This window comes from Natronorubrum tibetense GA33 (assembly GCF_000383975.1).
Taxonomy (GTDB): Archaea; Halobacteriota; Halobacteria; order Halobacteriales; family Natrialbaceae; genus Natronorubrum; species Natronorubrum tibetense.
This window is the reverse complement of sequence record NZ_KB913018.1, coordinates 204,075-222,870: the sequence shown is the minus strand read 5'-3', so window position 1 is coordinate 222,870 and position 18,796 is coordinate 204,075. Positions and strand designations below refer to the sequence as shown.

Genomic DNA, 18,796 nt, shown 5'->3' with positions numbered 1-18,796 from the left:
GGTTCACACTCGACAGTCGGGGTGTGGGAGTCCCATTGAAATAGGTCAAGAAGCGACCAGGAACAACAGATGGAGGCGGTCCAGAATGTTTGAAGCCGAGTCCAAGCAAGGCGCACTCCCTGGATTCGAGCCCGGCGAACCCAAGCAGTGGATCATCACGGCTATGGAGACCGGACTTGAGTACCACATCCTCGTCGAAGCGATGTCGCGCACGGAGGCCCGCGAGACGTTCGAATCCGAGTTCGAAATGTGCGAACTGGGCGTCGAGGACGATGAGTTCGACCACAACCACGAATCGCTCTTCGCCTGATCAAAGGATAACGCTGAGGCAATCGTCCTCGAGCGCGACCGCGACTACATGCACGTCTGCGACTGGTTGTGTTTCGGCAACACTGCCGATGTCGAGTCCGTTGATCGGGCCGACGATATTGACAGTTGGAAGAAACGCCGAACAACAGGCGACACCAAGGCGGTCGGCCGATAATCGACTCCAATTCGGAACGGAAACTCGGGACGCCTGGACTCGGCACGCCGGACACGATCAACCCGATCGTCAACGTCGACAGAGAGCGTTCGAGTACAGAGGGCCGTACTCGTCTCGACGAAACGGCGGTTACTGGGAAACGGATATCCCAATTGGCCTGTACGAACGCGGCGACATCGAAAACGCGACTGCAGAGCGTATCGGTGACCGAGTCGGCGACAATCTCGCCCTCGCGTACGCTGACTCCACGGGAACCAATCTGGTAGTGATGGGACCCCACGGTCGCACGGGACTGGACGAGCGACTCCTCGGCAGTATCTCCGAACGGGTCCTCCGCACTGCGTCGGTCCCCGTCCTGACGACGAATCGCCGCGATGATTCATGAATAGGCGTTGTCGAAACGACCGCACGGTTAGTCGAGGGTACCATACAAGGCGTCAGAGAACCAGTCATTGTCGTCCGTTGCCAAGGTTTTGTCCGCCGTCGGCTGCCCACCGTGGTACTGGTACTCGAGGTGGTCCAGCGTGCGGCAGTCGTCGCACCGTTCGATGGCCGCCCGAGTGCATGCTCCCTTTCGGGACACATTCCGTTAGTTGAATAGTTCGTCCATCCGCGAATCTCGTTGCAGGGCTTCTCTCACTAACTCAGTACGGATACTGAACTGATATTCGTAGTACGAGCCACCTTTCGGTCCTTTGTTCTTCTCCTCGACATCTAGGAAGCCCTTGAGCGTCAACTGTGAGAGACGATCGTGGACAGTCCGATCGGTCCGGACGTCCGCCCCAATCTTTTGAGCGGCGACCCGATATCGTTTGTAGATGGCCGACCGCTTCGCCGGGAGCTTCTCTTCGGCTTCGAGCGTCAAGAGCGCGTACAGCGTGAGTTTCGACTGGACCGGCACACTGACCAATTCCTCGTGGACTTTGTCCCGTTCGACAGCCTCATCAGCGGCCCGAATATGGCGTTCGACTACCGAGTCCGTCCCTTCGTCACGAGCGAGATCGCCGGCTTTGTAGAGTCGCCGGAGTGCTTGCCGTGCAGAGCCGCTACTCTGGGCGGCGAACGCAGCTGCCAACCCGACGACACCGTCTTCAAGGACGCCAGGGTGGAACGCCTGTTCTGCGCGTTGCTCGAGAATCCGTCGCAACTCGTTTGCGTCGTAGGGCGAAAACAGGATCTCCTCATCACAGAGGGAGTCTTTGACCCGCGCCGAGAGGTTATCACGGAACGTAAAATCGTTCGAGATACCGATTACGCCGACCTGTGTCTCGTCGACATGGCCGTTGTCGTTTGCCCGCGGGACCTGATAGAGAATATCATCGTCGTTGCCGATCGAATCCACTTCGTCAAGCACGATCAGACAGTGGGTCGCGTCGAGTGCGTTGATCTCCGACCAGAGCATCTTGTTGATCATACCTGACGGATAGCCGGTCGTCTTGATCTGTTCGTCCGGCGGTCGAAACTCGTTGACGAGATGGGCGGCAACCTGATAACTTGAGGTGAGCGACTTGCAGTTCAAGAAAATCGTCTCGAGGTCGATCTCAACCATAGGCTCGAGATCAGATGCAAGCCGATCGAGAACCATGCTCGTCGCGAGCGTCTTCCCGACCCCGGTCTGCCCGTACAGAAAGAGGTTCTTCGGTTGCGCACCGTTGACGACAGGCCGAAGCGCGGATTGGAACGCCTCGAGTTCTCGATCCCGTTCGATCAGCGTATCGGGCTGATACCCGTCGCGAAGAACATTTTCGTCCTGAAAGATGGTCGAATCAGGAGTGAACGGTTCGAGACCCATTGAGAGACACTGTCAGTGGAGAAAACATAAAACCACTGGTTCACGAGTTTCATCTGTTTCACGAGTGTTGGGTTAATGTTGAACCCCCTCCCCCCACATTTCACGAGTGTTTCTCTACGATTGAAGGGGATCCCCCGAACGGAGACCTACTCTAGCCAGAAATTATAAGTCGATATAGTATAAACAGTATCCGCAGTACACTCAAAAGCATTCTATTCTACGGAGAGATGGTCTAGGAGAACGTCAAAGATTGTTTCTCTGGTCGGTAGTTTGGGCCCAACTCTCGTGAAAAGTGGGGGGAGGGGGTTGCAAATACAACTCTTGAGTCGCTCTGATCGCTCGATTGCTCTGGAACTCTCGTGAAATGTGGGGGGTGGGGGAACAGTCCATGCATAATACAATCTCACAAGCACTCGTGAAAAGTGGGGGGTGGTGCGTTGTATCCTGTTGACAGCGCGCTCTGGAACTCTCGTGAAATGTGGGGGGTCCCTGCCCAGTACCGGTACTATCAGAATCAATCGAATTGTCCGAATTTGAAGGGCAGTAGCCCTCTCTCCAACAGTATGTGGCCATACATTTGCAGTCAAACCCTGTGACTATCTCGATAGACGATTACAATCCATCGCTTGCATAATGCGAAACAGCACACACTCCTTTGACAGCGGCGTAGCGACTACTACCGTTCGGCGGCGACTCTCGAGGTGATCGTTCTAATCGACTGCGGAGTCGGCGACGACCCCACCTTCGCGTACGTTAACTTGAGTGTTTACTCGTCGGGTGTCATCGAAGCAGCCAACGTGATCGACGGCAAGCTAACGATCCGCGTCGACGACCCGACTTACGCGACGCCCGCCGATGTGAATGTAGATCTCCCCGAGGTCGACCGATGAGCACCGACCAGAAACAGACGACTACGAGTCTGACCTTCCCAAGTGACGCTATCGAGACAACACTCGACGAGTTGCCGTCAGTGACGATTACTGAAAAGGCCGAAGCCCACGCTTGAGCCTCGGGAGACGCCCGTCAACACCTTCGAGTTTGGTTCTTCAAGCGTGTCGCTTCGAGTGTAGCCTGTTCAGTTCTCGTCGTCAGAGCGCTCAACGCCGTAATGTAGACGCTCGAGAAACGAATGAATGGGTGGTGGGTCTAGTTTCCGTTCGATTCATCGACGGATACCCAGAGATGGAGGTGATACTCTGTATCGTCGATTGACGGCTCGTCTGGGACCTCACCGTCAGAGAACAACAGCCAGACAATACGGAGGTCCCCTCGAGCACCACGTCATCTGCGGTTCTCCTTTTTGAGGAGTTCAGAATTAAGAGCCAGTTTCAGATATAAGAAGAAATCGCGTTACTCGAGCAAACCGAGGTCCTCGAGTCGCTTGACGATGACGTCGACGGCCTGTTTGGCATCTTCTATTTGCTTCCCGCCAGTGACGACCAATTTCCCAGAGCCAAAGAGGAGGGCAACGACCTCAGGTTCATCGATTCGGTACACCAGTCCAGGGAACTGCTCCGGTTCATATTCGATATTCTCGAGGCCGAGCCCGATTGCAATCGCGTTCAGGTTGAGATTGCGGCCGAGATCGGCACTGCTGACGATGTTCTGAACGATGATCTCGGGATCCTCCTCAACCTGAATCTGGAGTTCACGGAGCTTGTCAAACACGACATTTAGGCTTCCATGAACGGCTTCAGTGCTATTGGCGCCCGTACAGACGATCTTTCCTGAACGGAAGATTAGGGCAGCGGACTTGGGGTTCTGGGTGCGGTAGACGAGACCGGGGAAATTTTCAGGATCGTAATCGGCACCCTCCAGGTCCATTGCGACACTCTGGAGGTCGAGTTCCTGCCCGATACCGGTTGACGCTACTACGTTTTCGATGCTGATTGAATCCTTTGGATCAGTCATTAGTTAGCTAAAAAGACGTATTTGCTGCTTATAAATACTAGTGCTACTATCTAACACCTCTCACGTAACTTTTCGAATATACGACTGGATGGTTACGATAGCAAGTGTTAACAGCAATCTGATCGATATCTGGTTATTCAATTAATTGCTATTGGTGATAGCTTCTTCATGTCTATTCTCAATAATTATTAATATTCCGAACAGTTTAGTTGGTTGACTGTGTATTAACGTACAAGGGGGGACATTAGATGCCAGACCTATTCACTACGGAGGAAGCAGGCGTCACAGTGACAAAACACGTCGACGTGAACGGTGACGAGGTGAAGATCGGACTACGGCTCGAGTCATCACGGGAGTGTTCGTTAACAGTCCGTGTGTTGGATGCAGTCCCGACGAATACGACTGTCCAGGTTCCTACCACACAACCATCACACTGGTCGACAACCGACGAAACAGTCGAGTACAAACGAACACTCGAGCCAGAGGAATCGGTTACGACGAGGTACAAATACACTACTACCGAGGCTGAGACAACGACTCACCAGCCACCAGAACTGGTCGTCGATGGCGAAGCTACATCAGATAGTGCTGATACCATGACGTACGCCGAAGAGGCTCACGCGCAGGCGTCAGTGTCCCACGATACTGCCGAAGACACCGAGTTCGAGATGGCCGAGGATGAGGTCTCTGTCGGAGATATTGTGGGAGACACCACAACAGACACAGCCTCGGCTCCGACTGAGACTACCGCATCGGTTGATCGCGGCGACGCCGCAGTGATCAAGAGCCAGCCAACTGAGGCCACGACCCGTGCTGCTGAGGAGACTGTCAATAACGGTGATGAACTCGTCGATATGGTGGTCGAGATGCTCGACGCGGATGCATCGCAGGAACAGCACAATAGGTTGGCTAACGAACTCAGTGACCTGGACGTCTCTCGCTCGAGTCTCGAACTACGTGTAATGTACTTGCAGTCACAGCTTCAGGACCTCGCAACCTACACCGATGCTATGGAGGAGTTCCTCGATGACCATGGAACTGGGGAGAGCGTACTTACCGAGGTATTGGATGAACTGCACGCTGTTCGTGAGCAACTCGAGTCCGTCCGTGACGAGCAGGCTGCCATCAATGCACGGCTCGAGGCCTTCGAGGACCGAACCGAACAGCTCGAGACGGCGTTCGAGAGTCGACAGGAAGACGTTGAAGCGGATCTCAGTCAGATCGAAGCCACCGTCGAGAGTCAACAGCAATCCGTCAATAGTGAACTCTGCACTCTGGAACACACAGTCGAGGATGTCGAAGAGAGACAAGAGACGGTTCAGGATCAAATAGCGGAGTTGACGGCGTTTCGAAACGCCATGCAAGATGCCTTTCAGGGAGAGGCGTTATCCACTGACGACTAGCTATCGGCTGCTGTGCTGTGATTCGCTTGGCAGTCGGTGGTTCTCTATAGTTAGGATGACACTGGCTAATCCACACCTGTCTGACGATCTCTGTACCCAATAATGAAGGACCTCATCGTATCGGTGCTCTTCCGAAAGCACGACACAACTGTTGTCCGTGAGTGTCGCCAGTGTGGAACAGGGGTAGCACCGTCGGCCGAAACTTGTTCAGTGTGCGGATCTGAACAAATATCCGAATATGTCATCGACTGATCTCGATTGAAAGTGTCTTTGGATAGAATAGCCATTGGAAATGCTTATGTGTGTTGTAATATGCGTGCCATATGGGGGAGAAGATGGGCGAGAACACGGAAGATATGGTGTACTGTCCGATCTGTGACACCGAGGAAGTAATTCAAATAAGTGTGTTTTTGATCTTGAAAAGCTACAACCAGTATTAGGTGGCTGTTCTGGAGTTCTTGTAACTACCAGCACATTTATCATTGCTTATTCGAAACTACGGACTGCCTCATGCCAACTTGCAGCAACTGCGAAGAGTACGTCACGAGTGACTTCGTTCGTGTGTTCGGCATGGACGGTGCAGTCGATAGCTGCCCAAACTGCTCGACATACCGCGAACTTCAAAACGGAAGTGGGGCCGAGCACTCACTCGAGAATCGAACTGGGGGAGAGTCGTCATTCTAAGGGCACGATTGGGCACGTTAGCAACTGTGATCTCTTTGTGCGTCCCAACGGTCGTCACTGGTTCACCTTCCCCATAGAAACATGCTCTCGCTGTCGTACGGAGTACTTGAAATCGTGTATAGTGGGTCTATTGGAGTTCAAAATAGTCAAGTTGAAGTTCGTTATTGTTCCCTGTTCCACCCTCGAATACGATATATAACTCTTCGTGGTTCTCCCGAATGGCATCATTCTCACTAGAATCAAATGTGAATATATTTTCGCCATTCTCTAACTCATTTCTGGCTGTCAACTCGTCCCCATCTCTATCTAAAAGATATGTTTCCCAGCGTGTTCCAGTGCGTCCTGGAGTAACGACTCTGAGTTGATAACTGTCTCTAGCTGACTGTGTTGGGAGTTTGAATCCAACTTTTCCTGTATTGCCACCTGACGTTGATATTGCTGTTGCAGAATTACCATCCTCACTACTGACCGCACTAGGGTTGGTGACTGTTCCCCGTGCATCCTCCGGGTGTGCTGCACCTCTACCATCTTCATCTCGGTAGTTACCCGAGTCTCCATAGTCAATCGCACATGAGATGAATATCTGTTCATCAGTTGTCCGGGTTAAATCGATGGAGACCTGTCCATTCGATGCTACGATATTTGAGATGACTTCGTATGTCGCTTCAATCGTAGCATCGCTTTTAGAACACTGAAGCGTTACAGAAAACTCAGGCGCTGTTTCGCTACTGACTGTCGCTTCAATTGGCGGGTTGTTGAGAGTACTGTCATCACTGACAAGACTGACGACAGTAACATCTATATTTTCTTCAGCTAACCCACCGAGAGAGTCGTTGAGTGTGTAGATTGTAGTCGTATCAGTTGCGGTTTCGATTCGTGCATCTGTGGAGTGATCTGTTAGTCCCAATAGCGCATTTTCATCGTCTGCGCTACGAACACTAGCCATTCGATTCGCTGTAGTCTTTGTGAATCCTGCGCTTTTCATAATTAGTAGCATACCACCGATGGCGATGAAGCCAAGCGCAGTTCGTCGAGTTGTCCGATTCCCTCCATCCATTACGTATTATATTCGTCTCTGGCTAGAAGTACTTGCCGTACATTTTTATTGTGCTCGCTCGGCAGGATCATGGTTGTAAGCCTAAAACTTCCATTGCTCGGGATTCCTGCATCAATGAGATGCGTCGCGTCTCGTCAACGCCGTGAACGGTGGGGCTCTCTCACTGTATTAGATAGTCTTCAGACAACGGACCACTCAGTCGGTCTCCATCGGAAGATCGGTCCGTCCCCACTCTGCAAGGGATCCGTCATACACAGCCACGTTCTCTCTGCCGAGCAGATGGAGTGCGAATGCGGCATTGCTGGCGGCGATTCCACCGCCGCAGTAGGTGATCACGCGACCGGTATCGATCACGCCGACGTCGGCGAATCGCTCTCGGAGTGTGGGCCGTGGGAGGTACGTGTTGTCCGCTGGACCGACGATTGATTCGTCACCGATGGCTGGCACGTTGACGCTGTCCGGGATTCGTCCGGGACGACCGTATTTGACGAGGCCGGTCCCGGCGTGATCCGCTGGCCGGAGCGCGTTGACCAGACAACAGCTGTCATCGTCGATGGCTTCCAGAACCGTCTCCTTATCGACGAATAGCTCTGGCCTCGGCTCGGGCGTGAACGTTACCTCCTGATCCGTCGGTGGCGCGGTGGAGATGGGGCGATCCTCGGCCGTCCAGCGTTTCCAGCCACCGTTCAGGATGCCCGCGCGATCGAAGCCAAACGCCCGCAGCAACCACCAAGCCCGTGCCGCCCAGATGTTCTCTGCCGCATCGTAGAGGACAACCCGCGAGTCGTCCCCGATCCCCAATGCCTCCATCGCGTCGGCGAATCTCTCGGGCGTCGGTCGTTGGTACGGATACTCCGGGTCAGCTGCCGAGAGATCGTCCTGAATGTCTGCGAACACGCTCCCCGGGATATGGGCGCGCTCCCAGTCCGAACGGCCGGATTCGGACTGTCTGTCTCCGGTTTCGGAATCGAAGCTGAGGTGAAGCGTACAGTCGACAACGCGCACATCCGGAGTCTCTAGTCGGGCCTCGAGCCACTCCGGTTCGACTAGGGAGGGGACGGTCTCAGTCGTCATTGGTATCGCCCATCGTTGGTCGTTTGTCCTATGGCTCTCGCATTAGTCATACCCATGCGTCGATTCTCCGTCAATATTCGGGTCGCCTCCACGTTACATTCTGTATGTCTGTTACAGATATTCGTTATATACGTCTGTTACAGAGGCTGTACGGCAGCGAACAGTCACCTGCCCTACCGTGGAGAGGAACTCTCGGAAGAAAATCTCGAGGAACTGCTGGAGTAGCAACGACCGACCCTGAACACGGTTTTGAGCATATTCTACAGACAAGAATTCATGGCGGGTTCTGTGCTGTGTTGAGGCTCTTCAGGTCGTTCTGTTCGTAGGTGCGCCGCCACAGTTTCAACACGGCTCGAGTAACCAGGACCGGTTCAGAAACCTGGATACACGACTCCGTTGCCGACGCTGACGGGCATCCGGTGGCTCGTGGAAATGGCGGTCCGAAGAGTGCGGGTTCGGGTGGCTATCAAATCGCCAGTTGACTTTGTTGGAATCGACGCAATGGAATCGATAGGCTCCCGACGTATACCTGATAATATCGATTCGACACCCCTCCGCATCACCGATGCCATCCGCAACCCGAATTTGAATTTCTTGCGGATCGAGGGGTGGTGTTCAGATAAGGTTGAAGGAGTGAGGCGTGGCGTTTTCAAAGTTTTCTATGCCCGAAAACGCACGCCTCAGCTCTAGTATCGGCCAGATTGACTTAGGTTTTGTGGAGCGAGAGGCAACACCGCGACTGTTGATGAAGCTCAGTATTCAGCTTCATCTCGCTGGTCTCTCTCTCTCTCTTTCGAATACTGTTCGAATTCCCGATATATTCGGTGTTAAACGAGCTCGATCCACCGTCCATAACTGGGTTCACAAGGCTGATCTACAGCCAGATTCTGGTCGGAATCCGGATCAGGTTGCGGTTGACGAGACTGTGATTCGACTCAACGATGAGCAGTACTGGCTGTATGCTGCGGTGGATCCCGAATCGAACGAATTACTCCATACACAGCTCGAGCCGACCAGAGCCAAAGTGATAGCAAGTTCATTCATTGCGGAACTACGCGAGAAACACAACGTCGACGACGCCGTGTTTCTCGTTGACGGCGACAAAGCACTGAACTACGCTTGCCAACGACATGATCTCGATTTCAGACACGAACGTCACGGAAATCGGAACAGCGCCGAACGTGTCTTTCGAGAGGTAAAAAGACGAACTTCTTCGTTTTCAAACTGCTTCAGCAACGGGCACTGTCTAGTTTAGCACCTCCGCGGGCGTCTGTCCATTGAGTGATTGATGTGGTCGTTGTGTGTTGTAATAGTGTACAAACTGTTCAAGCCACTCTCTGACGCTCGCCCGACTGCCCACCCATGAGTTATGGAAGCGGTCAACTCTCATCTTCAAGGTGTGAAACCACTTTTCGATCAGGTTTCGGTCAACGTAGTCGAGCTGACCGCTCAATTCTAATCGAGAGAGGGCAGTCAGATAGCCATAGCCATCAGCGAGAAACACGGTGTCGGATAGTTCGTGTTTCTCGGTCAATCGGTGCAGAAACGCAGCAGCTGGATCGGTGCCTCGACGTCCGAACACTGCGACATCGAGAATTAGTTTTGAGTCTAGGTCTATTGCAGCGTACACCCAAGACCAGTCGCCGTTGATCCTGACAGCGGTTTCATCAATGGCGACCCGCGACGGCTTCGCCGTCGGCGGGTCTGGAACGCTGTCAGCCAGCCGATGTACCCAGTTCCAGATCGCTTGATGAGAGCGTTCCACGCCGATCAAGCGAAGGATTGCTTGTGTCTCTCGAAGAGAACAACCGGTCGCGTGGAGACGGACGGCGAACACCCTGACGGGCGTCGCCGTCCGCTCACGCTCCCAACATTCATCAAATTCCGCCGCGTAGCTCTCACTGAGCAGGTCTGCGAGCATTGTTCCAAACTAACTCTACGACCTGCTCACTTCTCAAACTGGCCTAACTAGACACTGCCCAGCAACGCATACGCAGAAACAGCTGACGAGTGGCTCAGACCGTTCGCCTTTGCATGGAATCAGCTTATCTGAACACGATGCTCGTCACCGGGGAAAGGTTCAAGTTTCGTCGCGGTACTCTATTCGCTATGATCGAACCACCAAAAGACCAGAAGACGATTAAAAGTCTCGAAAAAGCTTTTAATATCTTAGAGTATCTGAAGAAGTCGGGTGGTGCGAGTATGAATGAAGTTGCAAATGAATTTAATGTTGCGAATAGTACAGCATACCTTCATTTGAGAACTATGATGAAAAGAGGGTATATTACCGAGCAGGATGGGAATTACCGAGTAGGAGTCAAATTTCTTGATCTTGGGTCGTTTGCAAGACAAAACTATGATTTTCAGAATTTGATATCGGACAAGGTACGGGATCTATCTGAAGAAACAGGCGAACTTACTGAGTTTTCCGTAATGGAAAACGGGAAGCTATTCATAATCCAACAAGAATTCGGCAATAATGCAGTTCGAATTAACAGTCGAATTGGTAAAGAGCTCCATATGCACCGTACCGCTGCTGGTAAAGTAATTTTGGCTAAAATACCCGAATCAATGGTCGATCAAATTATTGATTATCACGGATTGCCAAAGGCTACTGAAAATACGACCACGGATCGCGCAGAGCTATTCGAAGAGTTAAAATCAATCCGAAAAAAAGGACTGGCCGAAAATAATGAGGAGAGCATAGATGGATTATGGGCAATGGCAATGCCAGTAAAAATGCCCGGAAAAAAATTCTATGGTGCTATGAGTATCTCTGGGCCAATTCACCGGTTACGGACCGAAAGCCATAAAAAAGAGTTGTATCAAACTCTACATGGTGCTGTTAATGAGTTAGAAATCAACATGGAACATTCAATCAACTGAATCTTATTATCTTTGTCTGTCACCTCATATACCGATCCAATGTGCTTCCTCTTTGGGCGTTTGATGCCGATTCGTGTTAGTAATATCATCTGGAAAAAACTGTCTAGTTGACTATCTCCTCAGCTGGCGTTAGGCCATTGAGCGCCCGATTCGGTCGATCATGATTGTAAGGTGTCTGAACCGTCTCAGCCAGCGGCGTGCACTGGCTGGACTACCCCGCCAGAACGAGTGTAAACGGTCAATTCGTATTGAGATGCTTTGAGACCACTTTTCGACGTGGTTTCGGTCGCTGTAGTTGAACTGACCGATCAATTCGTAGCGAACGAGGGCTGTTAGATAGCCGGCAGCACCGACGAGAAACTCTACCTCGTCTATTTTGTGTTTCTCAGTAAGACGGTGCAGGAACGCCGCAGCAGAGTCAGTCACGCGACGGCTGAATACCTCGATTTCGAGCAGGAGATTCGATTCTGTGTCGACCGCGGTGCACAGGCATTTTTCTCGTCGTCGATTTCGATATGTTTCTTACCGACCGCGACCTGCGACGGCTCTGCCGTCGGCGGGTCGCTCTGGGCCTCCGAATGAGTGCGTGTTTAGTTCCAGATTGCACCGTGAAAACGGTCAACGACAAGCAATTTGAGGACTTCGATGACCTCTAGCACGGACAATCCCATTGAATGCAGGCGCACCCCGAACACCCTTACGGGCGTTGGGGTACGCTGCTTTCCCAAACCTCATCACAATCCACGTTTAAGATCTCTCTGAGTGGGGTGGCGAATTGTATGGACACTTCTCGCTGCCACCTATTCATTCTTCAAACTTTCATATAGACAGTACCATCTGCTGCCTATATCATATTACTAGCCATTCGACATTGTGAAATTTGTACGCATGGACTAAAATACGAACACACGTGCCGTAGTAGTCGTACGAGTGCTGCTAGAGATCTATAGATTGTGTGATTCATATTCACCTGATTACGATCTATGTGGCTGTTTTGATAGACCGTAATATCGTAATGATAATGACCGCTTCAGGACTGCCGCATCTAGTTCGAATTACAACTGTACTGTTGTAATATATTAGATATCGACCTCTGTTATAGAGGTAGATGTCAAGTCTACTGACTGGTTTCGATTGTATAATATGAAATAGTCCATCATCTGTCGAGTATATATAATGTATTATAAAAATAATTCAATCATATTTAAAAGATTATGGTTGATGCTCGTGTTAACGTCTCGCAATATTTCCATGTACAACGTATTTTAATTGGCCTCTCCTTGGCCAGCTACGTCCAGCGTATCTGCCAACAGATCTTGACACGCTCTTGTTGTGGAGATTCTAATAAAATGTAATTACGTTAGACAATCGAGTTACCGAGTACTGTGGTAATATTGTCGAAATTGTCAATTCAAACTGGTGCTATCTCATTTTGGTACTGGATCATTAGAACGGAAATCACAACCCATGGGGCCCATGCTACATTTCCTTAGAGATACGGTATCAGCTTACTGAATACGACTTCTAGAAGGGTGACACTGATTGCTCAGAAGAGGCCCCTTCTCTTTTCTCCGTTACTGAAAAGTTAGATATAATTTGTGGATGAGCTTTTCTCACCCATAAATTTATATAGTGTACACGACCAGTTCTGAATGCTAATGAGTAGCGAAGATAGCGGAGAAGCCGCCAACGACAAAGTGGAGCAGTACAAAGAGTCTGAAAATAAACTCGATGAAACATACAAACAACTTCATCCTCAGGTACACAGTGATTTTGAGGATGAGATGCCAAAGTATTGGGGTGAAGACTGGACAGCCAATACGACGATTGGGAAACTCCAGACAGCACTCCTTCACAAACCGGGGGAGGAGTTTCTTAATGTCGGTGAAGAAACGCCATGGCCACCACACGAGTCCAGCCTTGAAGCATGGAGGATGACGGAAAATCCTGATCTCGATGAACTGGTTGAACACCATTATAATTTAAAGGATACTCTTGAAGATGAAGGTGTTGACGTCATTGTTAGACAACCTGATCCAAACGATCGCCCTTACCAGGTGAAGTCGATTTATTGTGATGACGTCGCACACGCTGCACCATATGGTCATGTGATTCTTCGGATGTACGACCACATCCGAAAGGGCGAAGAAGTCCCTACGTTCAAAACACTGGCTGAAAATAACATTCCCGTCGTCGGAATGGTTACCGGTGATGGGATGGTTGAGGGTGGCTCATGTGGATGGCTGGATGAGAAACACATGTTCATAGAAGTACACTACCCCCGTGCAAATACTTCGGAGCCCGAAATAGTTAGAGCCAATGAATGGGGCCACCAACAGTACGCGAATATCATCAAATCTCAAGATCCGGAGGTTGACATTCGAATGAATCCTGGCTACGGAACTAGGAAAGGCACCATTCATTACAGTATGATCGATCGCCATACCAGTGTGGGAAAAGAGGAATGGTATGATCCGTACTTAGTTGATTGGATGAAAGCTGAAATGGATTGGCGCTTTATTGAACCTCCTGAAGAACTATCTAGTATTGATACACGTGGTTTTGCTAAAGGACCTGATACGGGTGTTGTCCTAGAGCCCGGAAAAATTCTGACAACAGATCAGTATCCAGAGGCAACTAGATGGTTTGAATCGATCGGAGTTGAGGTTGTGGAAGTAAATATTGATAGTCTCGTTCGTCCACGAAACACTGGTAGCATTCACTGCTGTGTGGGGAGTCTTAAGCGTGATGCAGAACCTGATGAACCAGCAACCTACGCGTAGATCACCATAACCGCAATCGATAGACCACTCTTTAGAATATTACAAAATTTATTATTTTTATCCTGTGTAGGAGTAGCAAAGCCCCTGTCCTGTAGGATCGCTAGACTGGGGGGTGACGACTGGGTTATTCCTGTAGAAAGCGAAGCGACAGAGTGTTCTGAGTTCTGAAATCCGCTGCTTCACCCGCAAGTCGGTTCACAAAGCTAAACTAGTTGTCGCAAATCCAGATGCCCCTGCTGACCCGATCGGCGGTGGCGGGTTCGCGGAATGGGCGATGCTGACGCTGCATGCGCTGGGAATCGTGCTGGGAAATCCTACCGCGTGACGTGTGATTTACTCAGCGAGATACCGGGTGTTCTCGACGAAATCGGGCCGACTCGGATCCCTCACTCCACCGTGTTCCGAGATTGGTTCGAGACGATTTCATTGGCGACGTGGCGAGCGTTTCTCGCCGCTTCGGTCGAAAACCGCAGTGGCCACGCTGCGATCGACTTGACTGGCTTCACCGTGACCAGCCGTGTCGCCACTACGCTACCCGCTTACACTACTGCGTTCGCACCCTGAAAGTCACCGCTCTCGTGGATGTCGAGACGCTGTATATCACCGACATCCACTCGACGACATGTATGCCGTCGGATTTCCGAATCGGTCTGCGGGTCGCTCGACGCAATGCGAACGACCTGCGGAACCTTGCCACGGACCGCGGCTACGACGACAAAGCTTTCTGTGATAGCCTCCGCGAGCACGGAATCGCCCCCTAATCGAACATCGGATCTACTGGGCGCTCGATCACGCGCACAACGGTCGCATCAACAGTGACCGCTACAACCAACGTTGTATGGTCGAAGCCACTTCTCAAGCATCAAACGAACGCTCGGTTCAGCAGTCCGAGCCAGAACATGGCATCTAGAGTTCCGCGAAATGGTGCTCAAAGCCACCGTCTACAACCTCCGCCGGAGCGTCCGATACCCATGAAATCTATCGCCAGGTATCGATCCTACAAAGGAGAACGCCCATGATGAATCCTTTGACGGATCAGGACCTAAACGAAGTGTTATGCATATCAATTCCCAGCATATCTGAAGTTCCGTAGGACAGGGAACCAAACTGAGGTTGTGTTCCTTAGGTCTGTTTTCTTTGAACTTTCTGAATGATCGCTTTCTCTTGTCCGCTAAATTCACACATTTCTTCACCCAAGATATGTTTTTCCATATGGTATGGGCGAAAATAATTAGTTTTATAATGGTAGGCTTTCTCATGTACGCCATGGCAACACGTGACGAAATTGACCGGCGCAGATTCATCAGTGCATTTGGAATAGGAACAGCAGCAGCGTTTGCAGGCTGTTTAGGGACTGAGCCTGATGAGGGTTCAGACGAACTTGTAGTCACCTCTTCTGGCTATCCGGATACTATCCATCCACTCGAGCATCTTGATACGGAGGGTTACTTTGTGAGCCAATGGACTTACTCGAGCCTAACTCGGATGGATCATGAGCTTAACGTTCAGCCTGACTTAGCAACAGACTGGGAACCCGAGAATGATGGCGAAAACTGGACCTTCGAGCTAAGAGAAGGAGTAACGTTCAACCATAATGATTCAGAGGTTGTCGCCGATGATGTCAAAGCGACATTTGAGACAATCTACGATCCCGACAGTGAATACCCTGGTAAAGGAGATATGGGTGATATAGATGATATTGAGGTCGTTGATGATCACACCGTTGTGTTTAATCTCTCATCGCCGGATGGCGCATTACCAGGGAAACTGGCAGGTGAGTTCGGACGTATTATGCCAAAAGAAACACTCGAAAACGATATAGATGCAATGCATAATGACACATACGGGAGTGGTCCATTCGAGTTAGAAGAAATTGAAGAAGGAAGTCATATTACCGTTACCGCGGTTGACGATTTCTACTTCGAAGATGAGGAGGGCAACCCGCTTCCTCATGCGGACCGAGTTACATTGCAAATCTATCCAGAGACATCTACTGAGGTGAACGCGTTAGAGACGGGATCGTCACACATTATGGATACGGTTCCTTCCAACCAATTTGATCGATTGGATGACAACTCAGATATTGACGCAATAGAGGTGGAAGGTGGTTGGATCTTCCCGGTGGTGATGCGAACAGTGGAAGAGCCTTTTGACGATAATCGGGTTCGTGATGCGTTCAAATTTGCGTACGACAAAGAGGAAATGCTTGAAATTGTCGTAGATGGGCTTGGTGCCCCCGGCCAAGATAATCTCCTCGGACCAGCTCACCAACACTGGACAGATATCGGTGACCCGTATGGTCCTGGCGCTCAACCAGAAAGAGCAGAAGAACTCCTTGAGGAGGCAGGCTACGGTGACGGGCTCGAACTTGATGACCCGCTCTATGCAACGGCTCAGAGGACTCCTGAAACAGGCGAGACTGCTGTGTTACTCCAAGAGCAGATGTCACGTGTCGGCGTTGAGTTCGAAATTGAGGAAGTGAGTTGGGATAGATTCCTTTCAGAGGTTGCTGGCACTGCCCCGTTTTATATGAATTCTTATGGAATGCGCCCGGTTGAGGAAACCATGTTTGGATTATTGGCTCACTCTGACGGAGCATGGAATCGTGAGCACATTCCACCAGAGTATGAGGACGAATTTGATCAAACTCTAGAGAACGCTATAGCCACACCTGATTCAGAAGAGCGTGAGGCCTATCTCGAGGAATGCTCACGTATTATGCAACAGCAAGGTGGATTGCTCGTCCCATTCTACGCATCCCGTCTGACTGCAGCATCAACAGAGATCGAAAATTACGAACCGGATCCAGGTGGCCTTGGCCTCCATATCCAAGAAGTGAATCACAACTAATCAAAACACTATAGTAAATATAATGGCATCATTATACCAGTATTTGCTCAAACGTGCCGTGTATACGATAATGACGTTGTTTTTAGTCTCAGTTGCAATTTTTGGTATAACACAGGCACTTCCTGGTAGTGCAGCACAGATGATTCTTGGCCAATATGCAACCGAGGAGTCAATTGCTGCACTTGAACAAGAGCTCGGGTTGGATCAGCCGGTATATATACAGTATTTTGATTGGCTGATCGGAATAGTATCTGGAAATTGGGGAGATAGCTTGATCCATAGAACTCCTGTAGCAGATCTTGTGGTCCCACGGTTAATTAGATCCGTCGAGCTTGCACTATTAACGATGGTTCTGATTACGTTAATTGGTATACCCTTAGGAGTACTCGCCGCTGTCAAACGAAATACAGTGTTTGATTCATTGGTTAGTGGCATATCCTATGCAGGAGTGAGTGTTCCCGAGTTCGTAACTGGAGCTCTCCTGATTCTGTTGTTGGCGGGTCCGTCATTCGGTATACTCCCCCACTCAGGATATGTTCCATTAAGTGAGGGGATTATCCCATGGCTCCAACATCTAATACTTCCTAGTATTACTCTCGCTATTGTTGCCATTGCTCATGTAATGCGACAAACCCGGTCCGGAATGATAGACGCACTTCAATCGGAGTACGTTAGAACCGCGAGGCTTAAAGGAATGAATGAAAAGCAAGTAATCACTAAACATGCTTTGCGAAATGGCTTGATGGCTACAGTAACCATCTTAGCACTTAGCTTCGGCTGGTTACTGGGAAGTATCGTAGTTGTAGAGGAGGTTTTTGCATATCCTGGGATGGGACGACTCGTAATTGAGTCGATCCAAAGCCGGGACCTTCCAGTCATTCAAATCACAGTGTTGATTATCGCAACAACATACACGTTGGCCAACCTAGGTGCTGATATCGTGTATACATACCTTGATCCACGAATTGAATATAAATGACAGAAAGCATCTCTCAATCAAAACAGACGGAGTCAGGGTCAGTAGAGTTACCAAGCCGGACCGAGCGTTCAATTACGTTCGTTAAAAAACTCTCGAACAATCGTAGTGCACTCATCGGAATCATCATCCTAATTCCATTGGTGTTTGGAAGTATGTTTGGACCGATGCTCGCACCCCACAGTCCCACTGAAACAAATGCCGATAACAGATACGCTTCTCCAAGCGTCGAGCATCCAATGGGGACAGATAACTACGGACGTGATATCATTTCACGCGTGTTGTTAGGTGGTCAGACAAGTCTTGTTATGGGACTGGTCGCTAGTACGTTAGCGTTGACTCTGGGGGTTCCGATTGGACTTGCTGCTGGATACTCTGGGGGGAAAATCGATGAAGCGATCATGCGCTTAATGGACGTGATGATGAGTTTCCCAACACTCATACTTGCGCTTTTGATCCTAACTGCGCTTTCCGCAAGCATGTGGAACGCGATTCTCGCTGTCGGATTGGTATATGCACCCCGAATCGCTAGAATTGTACGTGCCAGTACACTCTCAGTGAAGAATGAGGAGTTTGTAAAGGCTGCAAAGGTCCGAGGAGAGTCATCAACGTATATCATGTACCGCGAAATTCTGCCGAATATTAGCGGGCCAATTATTGTTGAAGGTTCAATCCGTGTTGGATACGCGATACTCGTCGCCACTTCACTCTCGTTCCTCGGACTCGGTGCACAACCACCGACACCGGACTGGGGATATATGGTAGCTGAAGCTCGAAACCATATCTACCATACTCCCTGGTTTCTTCTAGCACCAAGTGTTGCGTTATCATTAACCGTTATCGGGTTCAATCTACTTGGTGACGGTCTCCGTGATGTCGTTGAGGACAACTAAATA

Annotated in this window: 15 protein-coding genes and 4 pseudogenes; 13 read left to right on the top strand and 6 right to left on the bottom strand. The window is 50.3% G+C overall.

Annotated elements, in window-relative coordinates; genetic code table 11:
• Positions 1-85 precede the first annotated feature (85 nt).
• Both NATTI_RS26265 and NATTI_RS27445 read left to right on the top strand, forming a co-directional pair.
• Positions 86-310 (top strand): hypothetical protein, encoded by a 225-nt coding sequence (locus NATTI_RS26265; protein WP_006092043.1) that lies wholly within the window; start codon positions 86-88, stop codon positions 308-310.
• Positions 273-869 (top strand): universal stress protein, encoded by a 597-nt coding sequence (locus NATTI_RS27445; protein ID WP_338045780.1) that lies wholly within the window; start codon positions 273-275, stop codon positions 867-869. Before NATTI_RS26265 ends, NATTI_RS27445 begins: the two co-directional genes overlap by 38 nt.
• A gap of 204 nt (positions 870-1,073) precedes the next feature.
• On the opposite strand, the gene NATTI_RS0121805 is transcribed toward NATTI_RS27445, so the two are convergent.
• The gene (locus NATTI_RS0121805) at positions 1,074-2,276 is read right to left on the bottom strand and encodes a Cdc6/Cdc18 family protein (protein ID WP_006092041.1); all 1,203 of its coding nucleotides are present in this window, start codon (positions 2,274-2,276) and stop codon (positions 1,074-1,076) included.
• Between the two features lie 701 nt (positions 2,277-2,977).
• On the opposite strand from NATTI_RS0121805, the gene NATTI_RS0121800 reads away from it, so the two are divergent.
• Positions 2,978-3,166, top strand: coding sequence for a hypothetical protein (locus tag NATTI_RS0121800; protein ID WP_006092040.1), 189 nt, complete (start codon positions 2,978-2,980; stop codon positions 3,164-3,166).
• Between the two features lie 460 nt (positions 3,167-3,626).
• On the opposite strand, the gene NATTI_RS0121790 is transcribed toward NATTI_RS0121800, so the two are convergent.
• Positions 3,627-4,187 carry a TATA-box-binding protein gene (locus NATTI_RS0121790; protein WP_006092039.1) on the bottom strand — a complete coding sequence of 187 codons (561 nt, stop codon included), beginning with the start codon at positions 4,185-4,187 and terminating at the stop codon, positions 3,627-3,629.
• 305 nt (positions 4,188-4,492) lie between these two features.
• Here NATTI_RS0121790 and NATTI_RS0121785 point away from each other — a divergent pair, with 305 nt between their 5' ends.
• Both NATTI_RS0121785 and NATTI_RS27680 read left to right on the top strand, forming a co-directional pair.
• The gene (locus tag NATTI_RS0121785) at positions 4,493-5,590 is read left to right on the top strand and encodes a hypothetical protein (RefSeq protein WP_152423977.1); all 1,098 of its coding nucleotides are present in this window, start codon (positions 4,493-4,495) and stop codon (positions 5,588-5,590) included.
• 510 nt (positions 5,591-6,100) lie between these two features.
• Positions 6,101-6,274, top strand: coding sequence for a DUF7563 family protein (locus NATTI_RS27680; RefSeq protein ID WP_449289293.1), 174 nt, complete (start codon positions 6,101-6,103; stop codon positions 6,272-6,274).
• Positions 6,275-6,401: 127 nt separating this feature from the next.
• On the opposite strand, the gene NATTI_RS26840 is transcribed toward NATTI_RS27680, so the two are convergent.
• Both NATTI_RS26840 and NATTI_RS0121770 read right to left on the bottom strand, forming a co-directional pair.
• On the bottom strand, positions 6,402-7,331 hold the full coding sequence (locus tag NATTI_RS26840) for a hypothetical protein (protein ID WP_193787797.1): 930 nt from the start codon (positions 7,329-7,331) through the stop codon (positions 6,402-6,404).
• Between the two features lie 195 nt (positions 7,332-7,526).
• A complete protein-coding gene (locus NATTI_RS0121770) occupies positions 7,527-8,405 on the bottom strand; it encodes a sulfurtransferase (RefSeq protein WP_006092036.1) in 879 nt (292 codons plus the stop codon).
• 661 nt (positions 8,406-9,066) lie between these two features.
• Between NATTI_RS0121770 and NATTI_RS25765 the strand changes: the two are divergent.
• Positions 9,067-9,642 (top strand): annotated as a pseudogene (locus tag NATTI_RS25765) (IS6 family transposase); the annotation flags it as partial.
• Positions 9,643-9,651: 9 nt separating this feature from the next.
• Here the strand turns inward: NATTI_RS25765 and NATTI_RS0121760 are convergent.
• Positions 9,652-10,326 (bottom strand): IS6 family transposase, encoded by a 675-nt coding sequence (locus tag NATTI_RS0121760; RefSeq protein ID WP_006092034.1) that lies wholly within the window; start codon positions 10,324-10,326, stop codon positions 9,652-9,654.
• A 60-nt stretch (positions 10,327-10,386) separates the two neighbouring features.
• Here NATTI_RS0121760 and NATTI_RS26260 point away from each other — a divergent pair.
• Both NATTI_RS26260 and NATTI_RS0121755 read left to right on the top strand, forming a co-directional pair.
• Positions 10,387-10,458, top strand: a pseudogene (locus NATTI_RS26260) (IS6 family transposase); the annotation flags it as partial.
• A 56-nt stretch (positions 10,459-10,514) separates the two neighbouring features.
• A complete protein-coding gene (locus tag NATTI_RS0121755) occupies positions 10,515-11,291 on the top strand; it encodes an IclR family transcriptional regulator (protein ID WP_241434397.1) in 777 nt (258 codons plus the stop codon).
• A gap of 103 nt (positions 11,292-11,394) precedes the next feature.
• Here NATTI_RS0121755 and NATTI_RS25760 read toward each other — a convergent pair.
• Positions 11,395-12,072 (bottom strand): annotated as a pseudogene (locus NATTI_RS25760) (IS6 family transposase).
• Positions 12,073-12,949: 877 nt separating this feature from the next.
• Here NATTI_RS25760 and NATTI_RS25755 point away from each other — a divergent pair.
• From NATTI_RS25755 to NATTI_RS0121720, 5 genes and pseudogenes are all read left to right on the top strand, one after another.
• Entirely contained in the window at positions 12,950-14,074 is a 1,125-nt protein-coding gene (locus NATTI_RS25755) for a hypothetical protein (protein WP_161606828.1), read from the top strand.
• A 157-nt stretch (positions 14,075-14,231) separates the two neighbouring features.
• Positions 14,232-15,049: pseudogene (locus NATTI_RS25105) on the top strand (IS5 family transposase).
• A gap of 291 nt (positions 15,050-15,340) precedes the next feature.
• Positions 15,341-16,924 carry an ABC transporter substrate-binding protein gene (locus tag NATTI_RS0121725; protein WP_241434396.1) on the top strand — a complete coding sequence of 528 codons (1,584 nt, stop codon included), beginning with the start codon at positions 15,341-15,343 and terminating at the stop codon, positions 16,922-16,924.
• 22 nt (positions 16,925-16,946) lie between these two features.
• The gene (locus tag NATTI_RS25750; RefSeq protein WP_081630555.1) at positions 16,947-17,903 is read left to right on the top strand and encodes an ABC transporter permease; all 957 of its coding nucleotides are present in this window, start codon (positions 16,947-16,949) and stop codon (positions 17,901-17,903) included.
• 71 nt (positions 17,904-17,974) lie between these two features.
• On the top strand, positions 17,975-18,793 hold the full coding sequence (locus tag NATTI_RS0121720) for an ABC transporter permease (RefSeq protein WP_152423978.1): 819 nt from the start codon (positions 17,975-17,977) through the stop codon (positions 18,791-18,793).
• Positions 18,794-18,796: the final 3 nt, after the last annotated feature.